The sequence below is a fragment of the Polynucleobacter alcilacus genome (genome assembly GCF_018881545.1).
Classification (GTDB): domain Bacteria; phylum Pseudomonadota; class Gammaproteobacteria; order Burkholderiales; family Burkholderiaceae; genus Polynucleobacter; species Polynucleobacter alcilacus.
The window spans coordinates 517,884-536,564 of the sequence record NZ_JACVQD010000001.1; the positions used below are offsets into that span (position 1 = coordinate 517,884).

Annotated in this window: 17 protein-coding genes and 1 other RNA gene; 10 read left to right on the forward strand and 8 right to left on the reverse strand. The window is 46.1% G+C overall.

What is annotated here, in order from left to right:
• Positions 1-117 precede the first annotated feature (117 nt).
• The 3 genes from recR to dnaX all read right to left on the reverse strand — a co-directional run bounded on the left by recR (position 118) and on the right by dnaX (position 2,797).
• Complete coding sequence (gene recR, locus ICN45_RS02615) at positions 118-732, reverse strand: recombination mediator RecR (protein ID WP_216172775.1); 615 nt, start codon at positions 730-732, stop codon at positions 118-120.
• Between the two features lie 21 nt (positions 733-753).
• Entirely contained in the window at positions 754-1,077 is a 324-nt protein-coding gene (locus ICN45_RS02620) for a YbaB/EbfC family nucleoid-associated protein (RefSeq protein WP_216172778.1), read from the reverse strand.
• Positions 1,078-1,141: 64 nt separating this feature from the next.
• On the reverse strand, positions 1,142-2,797 hold the full coding sequence (gene dnaX / locus ICN45_RS02625; protein ID WP_216172780.1) for a DNA polymerase III subunit gamma/tau: 1,656 nt from the start codon (positions 2,795-2,797) through the stop codon (positions 1,142-1,144).
• A 32-nt stretch (positions 2,798-2,829) separates the two neighbouring features.
• On the opposite strand from dnaX, the gene ffs reads away from it, so the two are divergent.
• From ffs to ICN45_RS02640, 3 genes are all read left to right on the forward strand, one after another.
• Positions 2,830-2,928, forward strand: an RNA gene (gene ffs, locus ICN45_RS02630) — signal recognition particle sRNA small type.
• Between the two features lie 329 nt (positions 2,929-3,257).
• A complete protein-coding gene (locus ICN45_RS02635; RefSeq protein WP_216172783.1) occupies positions 3,258-3,917 on the forward strand; it encodes a putative quorum-sensing-regulated virulence factor in 660 nt (219 codons plus the stop codon).
• A gap of 204 nt (positions 3,918-4,121) precedes the next feature.
• Positions 4,122-4,289, forward strand: a complete 168-nt coding sequence (locus ICN45_RS02640) for a hypothetical protein (protein ID WP_216172786.1) — start codon at positions 4,122-4,124, stop codon at positions 4,287-4,289.
• A gap of 404 nt (positions 4,290-4,693) precedes the next feature.
• Here the strand turns inward: ICN45_RS02640 and ICN45_RS02645 are convergent, their stop codons facing one another.
• Both ICN45_RS02645 and ICN45_RS02650 read right to left on the reverse strand, forming a co-directional pair.
• The gene (locus tag ICN45_RS02645) at positions 4,694-6,019 is read right to left on the reverse strand and encodes a Y-family DNA polymerase (RefSeq protein ID WP_216172789.1); all 1,326 of its coding nucleotides are present in this window, start codon (positions 6,017-6,019) and stop codon (positions 4,694-4,696) included.
• A complete protein-coding gene (locus ICN45_RS02650; RefSeq protein WP_255531059.1) occupies positions 6,016-6,501 on the reverse strand; it encodes a LexA family protein in 486 nt (161 codons plus the stop codon). The genes ICN45_RS02645 and ICN45_RS02650 overlap by 4 nt, the downstream gene beginning before the upstream one ends.
• Before the next feature lie 145 nt (positions 6,502-6,646).
• On the opposite strand from ICN45_RS02650, the gene ICN45_RS02655 reads away from it, so the two are divergent.
• The gene (locus ICN45_RS02655) at positions 6,647-7,714 is read left to right on the forward strand and encodes a tartrate dehydrogenase (RefSeq protein WP_216172794.1); all 1,068 of its coding nucleotides are present in this window, start codon (positions 6,647-6,649) and stop codon (positions 7,712-7,714) included.
• Entirely contained in the window at positions 7,711-8,697 is a 987-nt protein-coding gene (locus tag ICN45_RS02660) for a tripartite tricarboxylate transporter substrate binding protein (RefSeq protein ID WP_216172797.1), read from the forward strand. Before ICN45_RS02655 ends, ICN45_RS02660 begins: the two co-directional genes overlap by 4 nt.
• 86 nt (positions 8,698-8,783) lie before the next feature.
• Here the strand turns inward: ICN45_RS02660 and ICN45_RS10400 are convergent, their stop codons facing one another.
• Complete coding sequence (locus ICN45_RS10400) at positions 8,784-8,909, reverse strand: hypothetical protein (RefSeq protein ID WP_255531060.1); 126 nt, start codon at positions 8,907-8,909, stop codon at positions 8,784-8,786.
• 116 nt (positions 8,910-9,025) lie between these two features.
• Here ICN45_RS10400 and ICN45_RS02665 point away from each other — a divergent pair, with 116 nt between their 5' ends.
• Complete coding sequence (locus tag ICN45_RS02665; protein WP_216172800.1) at positions 9,026-9,298, forward strand: BrnT family toxin; 273 nt, start codon at positions 9,026-9,028, stop codon at positions 9,296-9,298.
• Positions 9,279-9,626, forward strand: a complete 348-nt coding sequence (locus ICN45_RS02670; protein ID WP_216172803.1) for a BrnA antitoxin family protein — start codon at positions 9,279-9,281, stop codon at positions 9,624-9,626. The genes ICN45_RS02665 and ICN45_RS02670 overlap by 20 nt, the downstream gene beginning before the upstream one ends.
• Before the next feature lie 4 nt (positions 9,627-9,630).
• Here ICN45_RS02670 and ICN45_RS02675 read toward each other — a convergent pair whose 3' ends face one another.
• Positions 9,631-13,155 (reverse strand): UvrD-helicase domain-containing protein, encoded by a 3,525-nt coding sequence (locus tag ICN45_RS02675; RefSeq protein WP_369411458.1) that lies wholly within the window; start codon positions 13,153-13,155, stop codon positions 9,631-9,633.
• Positions 13,152-16,142 (reverse strand): PD-(D/E)XK nuclease family protein, encoded by a 2,991-nt coding sequence (locus ICN45_RS02680; RefSeq protein ID WP_216172806.1) that lies wholly within the window; start codon positions 16,140-16,142, stop codon positions 13,152-13,154. The genes ICN45_RS02675 and ICN45_RS02680 overlap by 4 nt, the downstream gene beginning before the upstream one ends.
• A 144-nt stretch (positions 16,143-16,286) precedes the next feature.
• Here ICN45_RS02680 and trxA point away from each other — a divergent pair, with 144 nt between their 5' ends.
• The 3 genes from trxA to ICN45_RS02695 all read left to right on the forward strand — a co-directional run bounded on the left by trxA (position 16,287) and on the right by ICN45_RS02695 (position 18,680).
• The gene (gene trxA / locus ICN45_RS02685) at positions 16,287-16,613 is read left to right on the forward strand and encodes a thioredoxin TrxA (protein WP_068948270.1); all 327 of its coding nucleotides are present in this window, start codon (positions 16,287-16,289) and stop codon (positions 16,611-16,613) included.
• 268 nt (positions 16,614-16,881) lie between these two features.
• Positions 16,882-18,144 carry a transcription termination factor Rho gene (gene rho, locus ICN45_RS02690; protein ID WP_216172809.1) on the forward strand — a complete coding sequence of 421 codons (1,263 nt, stop codon included), beginning with the start codon at positions 16,882-16,884 and terminating at the stop codon, positions 18,142-18,144.
• A 188-nt stretch (positions 18,145-18,332) separates the two neighbouring features.
• Entirely contained in the window at positions 18,333-18,680 is a 348-nt protein-coding gene (locus tag ICN45_RS02695; RefSeq protein WP_216172812.1) for a type B 50S ribosomal protein L31, read from the forward strand.
• Position 18,681: the final 1 nt, after the last annotated feature.

Below are 18,681 nucleotides of genomic sequence, written 5' to 3' on the forward strand. Positions count from 1 at the left end.
TAAGCTACTTTCTTGTAATAAATCGACTCTAATGCAACTATTACGGTACGTATTTAAGTACTTCCCCTAAGCTGAGGGTAATAGGCTGAACGCGGGTTTTAAGCTAAGGACTAGCTATTAGCGTCGATCCATTAAAGCTCTTGCCAAGGTGCCCGCATCGACATACTCCAACTCCCCGCCTACGGGGATGCCACGTGCAATCCGCGTGACTTTGATGCCTTTGGCTTTAAGTACTTCACCAATGTAATGGGCAGTAGCTTCACCTTCACTGGTGAAGTTGGTGGCTAACACCACTTCCCGAATAGATACCCCGGTATCCGGATTTTCAATACGGGTTAGTAAGCGATCAAAATGAATTTCATTGGGACCCATACCATCGAGTGGTGAGAGACGCCCCATCAATACAAAGTAATTGCCTTTGAAACTTAAAGTCTGCTCCACCATCACTTGATCTGCAGGCGTTTCCACAATACACAGCAAGGATGGATCACGACGATCATCGGAACAGGTGATACAGATTTGGGTTTCAGAGAAGGTATTACAACGCGCGCAGTGCCCAACCGTTTCTACCGCTTCACCTAATGACTGCGCCAGTACTGCAGCGCCATTACGATCATGTTGCAAAAGATAAAAGGCCATGCGCTGCGCAGACTTGGGGCCTACTCCTGGTAGCACACGCAAAGCCTCGATCAAACGACCGAGTGCATCAACAGGTGCTTCTATGCGTGCCATGAATGAATTAAATCAATTAGTTTAGAAAGGCAGCTTAAAGCCAGGGGGCATTGGCATACCAGCAGTAGCACCAGACATCATCTGTGCGCTTGCTGCTTCTACTTGTTTGAATGCTTCTGTATAGGCAGTAACGATCAAGTCTTCTAACATCTCGCGATCATCCATTGCACCTGGATCAATTTGCACCCGCTTGAGTTCGTATTTGCCAGAGATCGTTACTTTCACTAAGCCACCAGCAGCTTGGCCAGTGACCTCTAACGCAGCCAATTGGTCTTGCGCTAATTTCATCTTCTCTTGCATCTGCTGAGCCTGTTTCATGAGACCAGCAAGTCCACCTTTCATCATCGTTTCTTTTCCTTAAGGGCTATATAGAGTGAATTAAATATTTACGTATCTTTAAAGAGGCGCATTACAAGGGTTTGACTGAGCCGCCAACCACTTTGGCACCGAACTCTTTTTCTAACTGCTGAATAAATGGGTCAGCTGCAATCATTTGCTCCGCATTCATTCTTTTCTCTTGATGAATCTGGGCATCGACCTTAGCAACGGTCTTACCTTCCACTTCACCCTTTTCAATCAGGATCTTGACTGGCTTACCGAAGTGCGCAGTGAGTGCATCCGCCAAGCGAGCTATTGAAGCATCTGATGCTAACTGCGGCATTGGTGTGACGATCGTTGCTTTCACACCCGCTGCTGAATCTACCCAATCTTGTAACTCTGTCTGAAACGCTAACTGTTGCACCATTCCTTTGACCGGTATTTGGCGCATTAAGCTATGCCAATCGGGGCGTTCTGCTGAGTTGCCAACTGGTGTAGCTGCGGTGGCAGATGCCGGAGCAGAAGCAACGGGTTTGCTAGCTGTAGGTGCGGGTGCGGATTTAGCTGCAGGGGCAGATGCAGGGCGTACTGTATTTACTGGTGGCGATGATGAGGTTGGTGCAGTACTGCCTCCTCCACTGCCATTGCTTCCCGGACGAAATGCCAACATGCGCAGCAGCGTCATAGCAAAGCCAGTCTGCTCATCGGGTGCGAGTGATAAATCGGGACGACTCGTGATAGTGATTTGGTAGAAGAGTTGGGCTTCTTCTTTAGTGAACTGGGTAGCTAGGCGACGAATCTCCCCTGCTTCTGGCCAATCTTCTAATACTGACTCTGGAACTACTTGTGCTGCTGCAATCTTTTGCAGAAGGCTAGAGAGATCTTGCAATGCTAATGAGAAAGACATACTGCGCTCACCCATTTCATTAGCAACCGCTAAGAGACTTGCGCCGTCTTTTGCAATCAAGTTATCCAAAATCCGAATGAGATAGGCATCATCTAAGGTACCAAGCATGCCGCGGACAGATTCTTCACTCACTTTGCCAGCGGCATAAGCAATGGCTTGGTCAGTCAGTGATAAAGCATCGCGCATCGAGCCTTGGGCTGCTTTAGCTAATACTCTTAAGGCATTGACTTCGTACTCCACCTTCTCTGCGGCGAGTACTTTTTCTAGATGCTCAACGATGAGGGGTACTGGCATTTGCTTGAGGTTGAACTGCAAGCAACGGGACAAAATGGTGACGGGGATCTTTTGGGGATCGGTGGTTGCCAGAATAAATTTGACGTGCTCTGGAGGTTCTTCCAAAGTTTTAAGCATGGCATTAAAGGCATGATTGGTGAGCATGTGCACCTCGTCAATCATGTAAACCTTGTACCGCGCATTGCTCGGTGCGTAAGCGGCTTTTTCTAGAAGAGCAGCAATATCGTCGACACCGCGATTACTGGCAGCATCCATCTCGATATAGTCCACAAAGCGACCAGCATCGATTTCCATACAAGCTGGGCATTTTCCGCAAGGCTCTGAAGTCATCTTGCCTTGCCCATCAGCTCCAGTGCAATTGAGGGCTTTGGCCATAATGCGGGCGATGGTGGTCTTACCTACTCCACGGGTGCCTGTAAAGAGCCAGGCATGATGCAAACGACCCTGATCCAAAGCATGGGTTAAAGCCTTAACCACATGGTCTTGACCGACTAATGCGGAGAATGTTTTAGGGCGCCACGAACGGGCTAATGCCAATGCTGTCATGTCTTACATTCTAACAAGCTAAAATGGAATTGGATGGGCCTCCCCGCATGGTGGGTTGGATAACCTGGTCAGGTCGGGAACGAAGCAGCCAAACCCAGTTTCTGCCAGTGCCGGGGGTTTGGCTCATCCACCCTTCCCCATCTTATGTCATTGCTATTGTTGCTTTATGGGCAACAACTGTAGCTTTTTAAGCAAGCTTTAGAAAATCTTCAGCATCCTTAGGATTCCCCAAATCATCCAAATAATTAGTAAAACGAGGACAGTTCTCGCGTCTAGCGCAATTCTGAATAGTTGCAGATGTTTATGGGAACACTCAATAGAAACTCGCAAAGCTGACCTCCTTTATATATGCAAGAGATCAGCGTAGAACGTTAGAAAGTTAAATAACAGGGATTAAGGATGATTTTGGTGTGAGAAAGAAGTGCACAATAGTCTCCATATAAAAACTAATAAAGAACTTATGCCCCAAGCCATTATTTTTGATGTTGAAGCAACCGATAAAAACGATGCTGTCATTATTGAAGCTGCCACGCTAGATGTCACCTCACTCAATCCATTTGAAGTAGGCAACCCTTGGGTGCAGCGCTACAACCCTGGTAAACCGATTAGCCTAGGCGCACTGGCAACCCATCACATCCTGGATGAAGAGCTGGTTAATTGCCCCCCAAGCAGCTCATTTAGTCTGCCGGCTGGCACTAAATACCTGATTGGCCACAATATCGATTTTGATTGGGTAGCGATTGGCAAGCCCGAAGTAAAACGTATTTGTACCTTAGCGCTTGCCCGCAGTCTTTGGCCTGCATTAGACAGTCATACCCAAAGTGCCCTGTTGTATTACTTTGAACGAGATAGCGCTAGAGATCAATTACGTAATGCACATAGCGCTTTAGCAGATGTCTGGATCTGCTCTAAGGTTGTTGGGCAAATTATGAATCAGTTACACCCACTCTCTTTAGATGCCCTCTGGGAAATGTCTGAGAAGGCTCGCATTCCGACGACGATGCCTTACGGTAAACACAAAGGTGAACTCATTAGCCAAATGCCATCAGACTACAAACAGTGGATGTTGCGCCAAGACAATGTCTCTGAATATCTGCGCAAGGCCTTAGAAGCCAAGTAAGTATTTTATTTGTGTCGTTTTTTAGCAATTGTTTTGCGCTTTATACACAAAATAATTCCCTCTTTGATAGACATGTCATCACAAATTACTCAGACTTCGCTCAAGCATTGGATCTGCGGAGCGAAATAGGAATTTGATTACCGCACATTTTTAACCCGCTCCTCAGTCTTTGGGTCACAAACCTAATACACCTAGGAGGTAATGATGCGATTTCATCACTTTAATAATGAAGAAGATGATTATTTCAATGAGTATGCCGATGGCATTAAATACGACCTCTTGAAAGACCGTCTCCATTGGCAACACAAAACTCGTAAAGATATCTATCTAGAGTATCGCTTTGGTGACGATGATTGTGATTTTGATTTCTGAGTAAATCATCCCTGGCCAGACTATTTACTCGACAGCGATATGAGGGTGTATTTGACGCCCAAAAGAATTAGGGAATAAGGAGTCCGTGATTTCCTTATTCCCCCGAAAAAACCTGCTACAACAATTGTTTTTTAAACTTATTTACTGCTGAGACCTGTGATTTAATCCCTGATTTGTGGCACTTTCATGACGCTTGGTGTTTTTTAGCACTGCGCAGTAAGAAAGCACCATAATTACCGCTAATGAGATGCCGTTAAAGTTATTTAGTAGTTCCATTGCTCTTTTCCTTTGCTAGTTAATTGCTACTACTTTGCTGCTACGAATTCAGATTAATTGACTTAAAGCTCACGAAATGAGCTAGTAAAAAATAGTTGCTTTTCTTGTTGTTTTCCATCTCTCACCCTCTACCTCACCACCGGTAACTCATCCCATTGGGTGGTGTAATTCGGCGACTTATTGCCTGAGCGCATTTGCCAATCTTGTTTACTACTATTCGTTCCTGCAGCCGCCGATCGAATGACTGCATTACCAAAGCGTAGATTGATATCGTCCATGGCTTTCATCAGATGCGCTGACTTCCCTTTGCTTTCGATATCTTCAAATAAGGATTGCTGCAGGGTTGGCTTATCGCTAATGAGATTCAAAATAACTCCCGCTTTCTTATACCGAAAGCCGGTTTGGTAAATTTGCTTTAGTCCTGCCAGTGCAGCATTGGTTAAGGTCAGGGTGTTATCACTTGGATCTGCTAGTGGGATCGTGATACTTTGGTGATACTGTGGCTCGTTTTGTTTGAACGGGTTTGTCTGAATAAATACAGTCAGCGCGCCCGTAGTGCTATTTTGCGTTCTCAGTTTTTCTGCTGCGCGGGCTGCATGGGTCGCTACGGATTCCGCTAACTCTGTTTGACTCGTCACGAGTTTGCCAAAACTACGGGAGGCAATAATTTGTTGTTTAGCGGGCGCTACTTCTTCAAGTTGTAAACAAGAAACGCCGCGCAACTCATAACAAAGGCGCTCCATCACCACACCAAACTGCTGACGCATGGCTTGTGGTGAAGTCTGCAAGAGATCAAATACGCTCTGAATTTTTTGGGCTTTGAGTTTCTTGGCAATTTGCTTACCAATACCCCATACCTCACCCACTTCAGTCTCACTCATCCATTGATAGAGTTCTGGTTTGGCCATGGCATTCACATCACACACCCCAGCGAACTGCTTGTGCTTCTTAGCCAAGTGATTAGCCAGCTTGGCTAAGGTCTTGCTAGCACCAATGCCCACGCATACTGGTAGGCCCGTGGTGTCTTTGACTTGTTGCTTGATGATTTGACCCAGCTCAATCGTGTCTTGGTATTGTTTTAAGACCGTTTCGATTTGTAAGAAACTCTCATCAATGCTGTAGACCTCAAGGTTTGGCGTAAACGTCTTGAGTACTTGCACTACCCGGCTACTCATATCGCCATACAGGGTGTAGTTTGATGAGTAGGCTTTGATGCCATGCTTCTTGGCTAAGTCTTGCATCTGAAACCAGGGCGTTCCCATCTTCACACCCAGTGCTTTGACTTCAGCGCTACGCGCTACAGCGCAGCCATCATTATTGGAGAGCACCACCATCGGCACCTCTTCTAACTTGGGCTGGAACACCCGCTCACAAGAGACGTAGAAGTTGTTCACGTCGACTAATGCAAAGAGTGGGTTGGTTGAGTTTGTTGAGTTTGATGCAGATGTGTTCATGACTTACCGCCTTTGCTATATCGGCTACTCGCATTGCTGTACTTACGCACCACCCCAACCACCACTCCCCAGATTTGCAACTCACTACCTTCGTTAAACGTAATGGGTTGATAGTTCGGGTTTTCTGCTTGGAGTTCAATACGGCCACGTAATTGATAAAGACGCTTGATGGTGTATTCACTATCGACCACTGCTACCACGATGTCTTTGTGTTTGGGTTTGAGGGCTTTATCCACCACCACCTTGTCACCATCACAAATCCCCGCGCCCAACATAGAGTCCCCCTTGACGGTGAACATGAAGGTGGCCGGCTTGTTCTGGACTAGGTAATGGTTCAGATCTAGGCCGTCCTCAGCGTAATCTGCCGCTGGACTGGGAAATCCCGCTGAAATCCGGTGGCTCAGCAGTTTGAGTTCATAGGCGGCAAAATGCCCTCCCAAGGCTTGTGGTGCTTGGCTTAAGCTTACTTTTGCAGGGTTCATTACTGGCGTCATAGTCATTAATATACTGTATGTTTATACAGTATATGTAAAAACCTCAAAAAATGAGCCTGTATTTGTTGTTTTGACGCTTTCAGGGGGTAATGGATTGCATAATGGCTCATATAAAAAGAACAGTAGGAGACACATGAAGACGTACAAGATAGCGTCCATTCCGGGTGACGGAATTGGCAAAGAAGTGATTCCCGAATGCGAAAAGGTCTTAACCGCCCTCAGCAAAAAACATCCTGAAGTGGCTTTTGAGTTTGAGCACTTTGATTGGGGTGGTGACTACTACCGCAAACACGGCATCATGATGCCCAACGATGGTCTTGAACCTTTGCGTTCTAAAGATGCCATCTTGTTTGGTTCAGCTGGTGACCCACACATTCCGGATCACATTACGCTATGGGGCTTGCGTCTCAAAATCTGTCAAGGCTTTGATCAGTACGCTAACGTGCGCCCTACCCGCATTCTTCCCGGTATTGAAACACCGCTGCGCAATTGCAAACTGGGCCAACTCGATTGGGTGATCGTGCGCGAGAACTCCGAAGGTGAATACTCTGGTGTAGGCGGCAGAGCACATCAAGGGCATCCCATTGAAGTCGCATCGGATATGAGCATCATGACTCGCGTTGGGGTTGAGCGTGTCCAGCGCTTTGCCTTTAAGTTGGCGCAGTCACGCCCACGCAAGCACCTCACCGTCATTACCAAATCCAATGCCCAGCGCCATGGCATGGTGATGTGGGATGAAATCGCCAACCTCGTTGCCAAAGACTTCCCGGATGTGACTTGGGATAAAGAATTGGTTGATGCTGCCACAGCCCGCATGGTCAATCGCCCTGAGTCTTTAGACACAATCGTCGCTACCAACTTGCATGCCGATGTATTAAGTGATTTAGCAGCAGCACTCGCCGGCAGCTTAGGTATTGCGCCTACTGCTAACCTGGATCCCGAGCGGCGCTATCCATCGATGTTTGAACCGATTCATGGGTCTGCCTTTGACATCATGGGTAAAGGGCTTGCTAACCCGATCGGTACATTCTGGTCGGCGGTCATGATGCTCGACTTCTTAGGTGAAAAAGCACTTGGCGCCAAATTAATGGCTGCCATTGAAAAAGTAACAGCCAATCCAAAGTTACACACCCGTGATTTAGGCGGCACCGCCATGATGAGTGATGTTACCAATGCAGTAATTGAGGAGATTTCTAAATGAAGCGATTGAAATTACTAAGCGCCTTACTGAGTACTGTACTAAGTACGTTACTGAGTATCTGCTTGATTTCACTAGGTTTGTTATCGAGCGCTAGTGCACAGCCTTTTCCAGATAAAACCATTCAGTACATCATCCCCTTCCCCGCCGCTGGTGAATCGGATTTAGTAGCACGCTATCAAGCCGAAATATCTGCCAGGAAATTTAAGCAGCCTATGGTGGTGATTAATCGCGCTGGTGCTGGCGGCGCTTTGGTATGGAGCGCCCTCAATACCTATCCTGCTGATGGCACCACGGTAGTGGGTGTGAATATTCCGCACACGATCTTGCAGCCATTACAAGAAGGTATTCAGTACAAGACTGAAGACATTAATGCGATCTACTACTACCACTTCACGCCTGATGCCTTGATGGTCTCCGCAGATAGCCCTTACAAGACCTATCAAGAATTTATTGCTGCCGCCAAAAAAGATCCAGGCAAGATGACTCTAGCTGGATCGGCGCAATACTCTGCCAACCATATGGCAGTTGAGCGCTTGAATAAATTGGCTGGCGTCAAAATTACTTATGTTCCTTTTAAAGGCACGGGTGATTTGATTACCGCCTTGATTGGAATGCATGTGGATGGTGCCATGGGTTATCTGCCATTAGCGATTCAGCAAAAAGGCAAGGTACGCACCCTGGCGATTGCTACTGAGAAGCGTAACCCTGCCCTACCGGATGTGCCAACCTTTAAAGAGTTGGGCCTGAACTGGGTTGACGGTGCATATCGTGGTGTGGCTGTGCCTAAAGCCACTCCATTAGTACTGCAACAAAAGCTGTCTGACTACTTTGCCAAACTCAATGCAGACCCTGAGACTAAGAAAAAGTTAGAGGACTCTGGATTTGTGATTGTGGATATCCCTTTGGCAAAAATGCCCGCCTTCATGAAAGAGAAAATTCCTCAGGCGATGGATGATGCCAAGAACGCAGGGATGATTAAGTAAAGCCTGCTGAATTTTTCTTTTTATTTTTTACTTCTTTTACTTTTTTTGCTTCCAATAAAAAACCACCGACTGCGGTGGTTTTTTATTTAGCAGAACACAAATGCCAGAATCGCCGGATCATCTGCAAAAGTATTGGATAAATAAATGCTGGCGCGGTAGAGCCAAGGCTGCACGGTTTCTGCTATTTCAATCATGATGGGGAATCGTTCCATGTGCGAATAATAGTGCTTTATCTGGCATGCCAGTGAACTTTTCTGGGAATTCCCTTAATTATTGTAGTTATATTAATTCATTGATGTTATGATTTAACGTAACTACAATATTTCCGATGAAATTCACTTATGATTCGGCAAAAAATGACTCAAACCTTAGAAAACATGGCCTACCCCTCTCAGCTGCAAAGCTACTTGATTGGAATACAGCCTTTAGCTGGATCGACGAAAGAAAGAATTACGGCGAAGAAAGGCATATTGCTTTGGTCCCGATCGGTCAACGCCTGTACTGCGTGGTTTATGTGGAGTCAAAAATAGCAAAGAGAATTATTAGCTTAAGAAAAGCAAATAACCGTGAGATGAAGATCTATGAAGAAGAAACTAATTAGACTGAGTGCCGAAGAGGATGCCGCAATCACTAAGGCTGCCTTATCCGATCCTGACAACCCACCCATCACGGAAGAAGAGTGGAATGAGATTAAACACAGAGTTGTTCGCGGCAGGGGAAGACCTATGGGTAGCGGGATTAAAGAGCAAGTTACCTTGAGAATAGATAAAGAGACTTTGGATTTTTTTAAATCTAAAGGTGAAGGCTGGCAAACGTTTATCAATCAAGTGCTTGGCGAAGTGAAAAGAGAATCTAAATCCATCTCGACTGTTGAGAAGAAGCTAAACAAGGGTACTCTGATCACTAGCAAATTGAAGGCTGCCGCTTAAAACCCTACTTCACTTCTACTATCTCACCCTTAGACGAAATTAAATAAGCCTTATTGGGTTTGTCTTTGCGGATACGTGTCAGCTCAGCTTGGTAGCCCTGTAACTGTTTACGATACATCTCATATTTCTCACTAGCTACTTCTGGAATGGTGAGCTTGTAATCGATGATGGCGAGGTGATCGTCAAACTCGACTAGGCGGTCCATTCGATAGCTCTTACCTTCTTCACTAGCAATATCAAGCTCATTCCAAGCCTGGATCCACTCCCCTGAAGTGAGATATCTCTTGAGTTCTGCTGCTTCCAATACTGTCTTGGTACGAGCGATCAGCTTTTGCGCATGTGCTTGATCTACGCTCAGCCAATTCATCACCTCTTGCTCGCTTGGCATGGGTGATGTTTGAGTCTTAGTAGAGTCTGCCGTAAGGAACTCGAGTAGCTTATGAAAGTTTGTACCTTCTTCTAAGATTTCTGGGTCAGGCTCTTCTTTTGCTACTGCCCCGCTAGGCTGCACCGTGATGCCATTTTCAATATCGAGCAACTGTTGCTCGTGACTAAGCTTTGCCTGCTCCCAAGTAATCTGAAAGTCTTCAATGCTAAAGGTTTCCGAAATGGGAGAATGTTCTTTTTGAGCGCGTGTCTGTTTTACTGCGCCACTAGGAATGGTAGTTATCTCAACAGGCACAACAGTAGGTAGCTGCCCAAACTGGGCTCTGGCGTACCAAGATTTCTGGTCTAGTCCAACGGGATTATTTGCCGTAGGCTCTTTTGCTACGCCGCTAATCCACAAGCCCTGCTTGGCACGAGTCATTGCCACATACAGTAAGTTCCAGTTTTCATTCTGACTAATCAGCTCTTCATCTTCCCGTATTTGAGTACGTGGCGAGGTTAAGCCTGCCTTGGTGTACATCGATAGATGCGATGGGCTTTTGTCATTCGGTGACCACTCTAATAAAACTCCAGAATGATCAGATGCGCCAACCGTATGATTGGCATCCAAAATAATCACAAAGGGTGACTCGAGGCCCTTAGCCCCATGAATTGTCATGAGACGTACCCGCTTATGCTTTTCTTCCTCCGACATCTCGCTGTCCTCATCTACCTCAGCAAGCTCAACTTCAGATTCAAGCTCAACATCACCTTCATCCGGCGTTTCATCATCATCGCTACGACGCATAGCATTAATCTCATCAATAAAGCGACTCAGACTCGGATAACGGCCACCATCTTGATTGAGAGAGAGTTCCAAAAAGGCATCTAAATTAGCAATTACCTGCGCGCGAGCCAAAGGCTGGGCACTCATAGCATATTCAAAGCGCAAATTACTTTCTTGATAAATTTGATCGAGCAAGTCATGTACCGGCAAGTGTTCTGCCAACATTCGCCAATGCTCTAAAAAGCGAGCTGCTTTTTGGGCTGATGCATCTTGGCTATCTTGTAAGACATCCCACCAAGAACGATATTGCTGATTGTTGGCTTTAGTAATGCTCAGGTTTTGCATTTGCTGCTCAGTAAAACCAAAAATAGGACTTCTTAATACTTGAGCCAAAGGCAGATCATGGCGGGGCGATAATAAGACGGTTAGCAGGGCAATCAAGTCATCAATCTCAAGGGTGTTGAGCAAGCCACCAAGCCTAGAGCTGTCATAAGCCAGATCGGCTTCACGTAATGCCCTTTCAAACTGCGGTAAGTATTTCCGGCGTTTAACAAGTAGTAAGAAGTCGCTCTCTCTAGCAGCGCGCCAAACCATACGGCCATCCTGTTCGTCCATCACTTGGTGCGAAGCTAATACCTCATGAATCAACTTGCTAATCTCCTGACCTTCAACATAGCGCTGCGTTGCTGCAACCGTTTGATTGACATCGGTAATGGGTACATCAAAAGCATTGCCCGCTCGGGGAGCTAGCTCTTCCTTGACATAAGGGATGAGAGGCAAGAGCGCCGCCTCCCCCTCTTTTGCATAGTTTTCACTTGGCAAGCCTTCTTGCAAGGGTTCCCACAAAGTATCTTGGACATGAAAATCATAGGTGGGTGGTAGTTGCGAAGAAGCAAAAGTATCATTTACGGCTGCGTTGATTTTGGGAGCGTTACGACGCGTTGTATCTTGATCAAGCTCTTCTGCATGAAGATGATTTTTTAGAAACTCTTTTGCACTAGTAAATAAGCGTGGGTCTGCTCTGCGGAAACGATAGATCGATTGCTTAGGATCACCCACGATAAAGATGCTGGGCTTACTCTCATCTTGTCCATAACCTTCTAACCATGAACGCAAAATTTGCCACTGCAATGGATTGGTATCCTGAAACTCATCAATGAGAATATGTTTATATTTAGCATCTAAGCGCGCTTGCAAATAAGCTGCATTTGCGCTGTCAGCCATTAATTTACTCACACCGATTTCTAAATCATCAAAATCACGCACGCGCATCGCTTCTTTGGCTGCAGCTGCGTGGTCCATCATGCGCTCACTCATAGCGAACCAAGCAAGATTTAATTCATAAACATCTTTTTCGGCTTGCCATGCTAAATACTCGACAAATGCCTGCGCCCAAGCTTGTTTATAGGCAATATGCTCTGGCTCGAGATGACTTAGGCCTTCGTTTTGAAGATACGTTTTTACCGCTCCAAGCGCTTTATTATTATTAGTGCGGGATTCGCCATCGGCATTTAAAAATACTAATTGCAAATTTGCGGCAATTTCCATGACATCGCCACCGCCTTGCATGCACTGTAGTGCAGACACTAAACGCGGCAAGAAATCACGCTCTTGGGTACTGCTATGGGCAAAACACCGAACCAAGAACTCAAAGTCTGCTCTGGCTTTCGGTGCATTCCACATGCGCAGCAAGGGGTTATCTAGATTCAGTCTGGGCAAAAATTGCTTGAAGTGTTCAATAGGGGTAATACCTTTTTCCTTGCAAGACTGCACAAAGAAAGTCCAAGCGCCCCGTTGTTTCATCAGGCCGTAATTGCCCATTAAGAACTTCTCTGTATTGCTTGCGCCTAACTGCTGTAGCAAAACGTCATAGTGCGTCTTCAGATCTAATGGCAGATCACCCCACCAATCATCTAAGCACTCTTCTAATAATCTCTTGCCATCTTCTCGCAAGCTAAAGCCAGGCTGCACTTCTGCTGAGATAGGGGCAGCATTTAATAGCCTGCCAAACCAGCCATGGAAGGTATCAATCACGATGGACTGAGGGCTAGCAAGAACCTGCTCATAGAGCGCCTTGGCTTGGGGAAGCAATGCTCTGGCCTCGCTCTTCTCCAAACCACGTTTAGACAATTGAGACAGAAGATCATCATCACTCATGGTTGAAAATTGCTCTAGCAAACTGTAGAGTCGATCACGCATTTCTTGTGCGGCTTTACGGGTAAACGTTAATGCCAGTATGTCTTGCGGTTTAGCGCCAGCTAGTAAGAGACGAATCATCCGGGCAACTAACAGCCATGTTTTGCCACTACCGGCACAAGCAGAGACAATCACCGATCGACGAGGATCACAGGCGATGGCGTTATCGAACTTCTTCACCACATTCCCTTTCTGCAAATCCCTCTTGCCTCACAGTATTTACACACGCCGTCCGGTGCAAAAGCAAGCATGTCTTTTCGAGACCACAAATTTTGCATATCTTCTGTAATTTGCTCATTAAAGGTGGGCATTAATTCAGGAACGCTGCCCACCTCCAAAGATCTCAGTAATTTTTTATCTCTCTTGGTATCTAATTTGAGAGAGACCCATTGGGCATGATTGACCTGATGGCCTTGAAGATGGGCGCTAGCAGGGTTCTCATTGGCGGCACGGGCATAAATAAGCAGTTGTGGGTCATCTAAAACATGCTCAGCACGTTTTTTAATCTTGGTCAGCGACTGATTTTTGTAATCAATCACCTCAGCTTGCTTCTCGCTTTGAATATGAATATCAAAACGGTCGGCGCGCCCCTCAATCCGAATCACTCGATCCTCGCCATTCAGGTCGACAAAATGCAAATCAAAGCCGACCTGATGTTCTGCGTTGTGATAACGCCAGCCGGCCGCTTCTCTTTGGAGTTGCCAATCTACAAAGCTAGGGATTTGTTTTTGCCAATCACGCAGTGTGCCAAGTACTCTACTATCACCTTCAATCAGTCGTTTAAATTCTTTTTCAGAAACAGTAGATAACTCTTGCTCCATCCATAGACGACGAGCCTGTGTATTGTTGATAATTTTAGAATCTGCCTTTTGCTCTTCAGTCTTTAGTGCTTGATAAAAGTTTCGTAGTAAGGCGTGAAGTGATTGCCCCGCTAAGGAGGCATCAAATCCCTCTTCAAACACTTTTGCTTCTCGTAGTCCTAATAAACTTCGCACATAATATTTATAGGGGCAGTCCCTTAAAGCCTTATAGGCACTTGGACTCATTGAGAGCGGTAAAGGCAGATCTTGATCTATGGTGGCAACTGCCTTTTGTAATGGTCGTGCTTTTCCGCTATAGGAGTCTGGCTTGGCAAGCTCTGCTTTCCAATGAGGTAATTTTGTCTGCAAACGCTGTATCCATGCTGATGGCCTCAGCGGCTCACCATTTTTACTTTTGCTCTGCCAAAGCAAATCAACACTTGCACAAGAAACCAAGAGTTGCGATAAATCTCGCGCTTGCTGAACATACTGGGCATTCATGGTGGAAGTTTTGAGTAGGCGACTTAAGGCGTCCGAGAAAAATAAGGGTGGCTCAGAAAACGCAGGGAGTTGCTGCTCATCACAACCCACTACTACTACCGCATCAAATTGACGCAGGCGTGTTGAGCTAAGCGGCAAGATGCTTAAATTTGCTTGTGCTTCTTTGCCTGTCTCCTCATAAGAAGCGTCTTCAAGCACTGATTTAATCAGGCTGATCCATTCTGGCAGTCGCATAGCAACACTCTGATACTCACTAGAGCGCAAATCAAAGGTATTAATCACCTCTAATAATTGCTTGCCAGCAGCATCTTTTTCCAAGGTCTTACCCATGCCGGTATCTTGCAAATTGCTTTGTAAGAGTGCGTAAGCATTTGAACAATCAAGACTTAACTCTTGCCAAGCGTAATGTCGCTCCCGCACAAATTGCAGTAGCTTTAGTAAGGCCTCATTAGGCGCAGTACCGTGATTTGCGGCATAGGCGTTAGCCCGCTCAATCGCCATATAAAAGGTTTCCCAGCCAGACTTTGCCTGACTCGCAATCAAGATATCTTCAAGTTTCGCTACTAGGCCGATACAAATCTCCGGGGGCTTTTCTATGCAAGCAGCGATATCTAAATAGGGGTTTTGCAAAAACTCGAGTAAGGCACTTGCTGTTGGCCCTTCCTTGGGAGCGCGAATCAGCTCTAACCAACTATTGATTGCTGCCGCTGCCCTAGTGGTATCAATCTTCCAACCAGTTTCATCTCGAATATTTAAGGCGGGGCCTAAACGCGCTAATAATGCTCGTACCCGTCTTGCTGCGAGACGATCTTGTGCCACTAACGCAATATTCGTTTTACCGGCAATTAAATGGGACTCGATAGACTTGGTTGCAGCCCAGGCTAATTCTTCAAAACGTCTTGCTGAAATCAAATGCCAATCTGGGTAGTGTGCCACTTGAATATTGCTATTGAGTTGGCGCTCTTGCTCTGCATTACAGTCGATTAATTCACCGTCTGCATTTACCCCCGCAAGAGCCTCAGGCCATAAAGCGACGGACTGCCAATCTAATGCAATTTCTACGACGGGAGCATATTGAGCATAGTCACTTAAGTACTTACTAATCACTTCTTGATCAATCGGTTTAGGGTCTGCAGTTTGGACCCAGATAAATGGGCGAGCCTCAGTTTGATTAACTCTTGCCCCATCTAAGTAAGCCGCCATTGCAAACTGCTTCCGAAAAACAGCATCGCCAGCGCCGCTTAAGTAACGCCAGAAGGTCAATAACACTTCAGACTCTTGATCCACTACTTTTCGTGCAAGATCCGGATAAGCTACTGCGATTGTTTTACCTAATACCTCTTCTAATTTTTTGGTCCACGCTTCAGAGTCAAGCGCCTTACTGTCGATTAACAGCTTTAACTCATCTTGCAGTTGTGGAATGATGGCTTCCGACAAAATATCGCAAGCATCAATCACAGACTTTGCTAAACCCCATGCGCCAGAATCACTCTCTGCTTTAAACCAAGCTTTGAGCTTGGGATGTTTGCATAGGTTGATATAAACCGATAACCATCTCTCTAAGTCCGTTTGCTTCTTCGGAAACTTCCATGCACCTGGCGCTGCTTCTAGCCAATCAGCAAAACTAATCACTTGTGGCAAAAAGGCAATATGGCTAGGCAGATCTTTTGGTCGGTTTTGCTCTAAGGCTTTTCTCACCCCAATCAGTGGGCCAGCAGTGCTCAGCACCACTAAGGGGCGCTGATTCGTTTGCACTGCACAATCCCAGATCTCTTTAGCTAGCTCGGTAAGCGCATGGCTATCAGGCGTAATTGCCCATGTAAGTGGCTGCTTTTGCTTTGAAATGGTGGGAAATGGCTGGGGCATTACAGGGGATACATGATTGGCGTTTGAGGGTTGATTTTGAAACTGTTTGTGAAATTTAGGCAGAGTGTTTCGCTTATTGCTAATATAAGCCTTGTAACACCCCAATTAAATAAGTCGCTAAATAAGTCTAAACAAGGAATTTCCATGAGTGCCGGCATTAAATATGTAACTGACGCCTCTTTCGAACAAGACGTCCTCAAATCCGATAAACCTGTTCTGCTCGACTTCTGGGCTGAGTGGTGCGGTCCTTGCAAAATGATTGGCCCTATCCTGGAAGAGCTTTCTGGTGAGTATGGCGATAAGTTGCAAATCGCAAAAATGAACGTAGATGAGAACCAAGGCGTTCCTGCCCAGTTCAATATTCGCGGCATTCCGACCTTGATTCTATTTAAAAATGGCACTGTGGCTGCTCAAAAAGTAGGCGCTTTGGCCAAATCTCAGTTGACTGCATTTATTGATAGTCATCTTTAAATAGTCCCACACCACAGGTTCACCCGTTGAGCCTGTGGTTTTTATCCCCTCTGCGTACTTGTCAGGCCCATTTTTTAGTGTAGTATTGCGTTTATTAGCAGTTCAGCACCTTTTCCGGTGCAGCCATTTCCAGCAATTTTCCTCCCCCTTCTTTTAAGTACATCTCCCAAATTCTGTTTTCCCTATCTGCGTGATCTAAATCAGCGCAGCGATCCCTCAAAACAAATTCCCTTATTCATTTTTATCCTTATCAACACCCGAGAACCACATGCAATTAACTGAACTCAAAGTCCTCCACGTTTCCGCTCTGCTTGAAATGGCAGCTAGCTTGGAGATTGAAAATACCCAACGGATGCGCAAACAAGAATTGATGTTTGCCATTTTGAAGAAACGCGCTAAAGCCGGTGAAATGGTTTTTGGTGATGGCACATTAGAAGTGCTACCAGATGGCTTTGGTTTCTTGCGCTCTCCTGAAGCCTCTTACATGGCTTCTCCTGACGATATTTATATCTCTCCTGCGCAGATCCGCCGCTTTAATCTGCACACTGGTGACAGCGTGGAAGGTGAAGTGCGCACCCCTAAAGATGGTGAGCGTTACTTTGCCTTAGTCAAGGTCGACAAGATCAACGGATTAGCTCCTGAAGCCCTCAAGAACCGCATCATGTTTGAGAACCTCACGCCACTGCACCCGAATCGCACAGTTCTATTAGAGCGCGATATCAAGGCAGAAGAAAATCTCACCGGTCGTATCATCGATATGATCTCCCCGATCGGCTTTGGCCAACGCGGATTGATTGTGTCCTCACCTAAATCCGGTAAAACCGTGATGATGCAGCACATTGCGCATGCGATTGCTGCCAATCATCCTGATGCGATCTTGATTGTTCTGCTGGTAGATGAGCGTCCTGAAGAAGTTACTGAGATGCAGCGCTCCGTTCGCGGTGAAGTCGTGGCCTCTACATTTGACGAGCCAGCAGTGCGTCACGTTCAAGTTGCTGAAATGGTGATTGAAAAAGCCAAACGCTTAGTGGAGATGGGCAAAGATGTGATCATCTTGCTTGACTCCATTACCCGCCTTGCACGCGCATACAACACGGTGATTCCGTCATCAGGAAAAGTCCTCTCTGGTGGTGTTGATGCAAATGCTCTGCAACGTCCAAAACGTTTCTTCGGTGCGGCCCGCAATATTGAAGAAGGTGGCTCCTTAACCATCATCGCTACTGCCCTGATTGAAACCGGTAGCCGCATGGATGACCTCATTTATGAGGAATTCAAAGGCACTGGCAATATGGAAGTACACCTGGAGCGCCGCTTGGCTGAACGTCGTGTTTATCCATCGATCAATCTCAATAAGTCCGGCACCCGCCGTGAGGAATTGCTAGTCAAGGCTGAAAACCTCCAAAAAATCTGGGTATTGCGCAAATTACTGGCCGATATGGACGATATCGAGGCAATGAACTTCATTGTGGATAAGCTCAAATCGACTAAAAACAACGGTGAATTCTTCGACTTAATGCGTCGCGGAGGCTAATTTAGAGCTCAAGGAGGCCTGGAATGTCCATTTCAGGTTGTTTTAGCGCCTAAAAGTGCGCTTTGTTGTTGATTTCATGGCATAATTTCGCCTTTGTTGCACCAAATAATTACCTTTACTGCTTTTAAAACTTGGGAAAGTATTTCAGCCAGTTTGGCTAAAACGGCTCCCCGCTCATAGGACTCACAATGAAACCTGGCATTCACCCCGAATATCGTGAAATCGTCTTTGTAGACGTTTCAAATAACTTCAGCTTCAAGACTCGCTCCACCATGTCCACTAAAGAGAAAATCAAGTGGGAAGATGGCAATGAATATCCATTGGCCAAGATCGAGACTTCATCTGAATCACACCCTTTCTACACGGGCACCCAAAAAATCATGGATACCGCTGGTCGTGTTGAGAAATTCCGTCAGAAATTCGGTACCAAGGCTGTTGCTAAGTCTACCGGTGATGGCGCTGCTAAAACAGCTGAGAAAAAAGCGGCTGCTGCAGAAGCTAAGGCTGCTGAAAAGACAGCTAAGAAGAAGGCTTAAA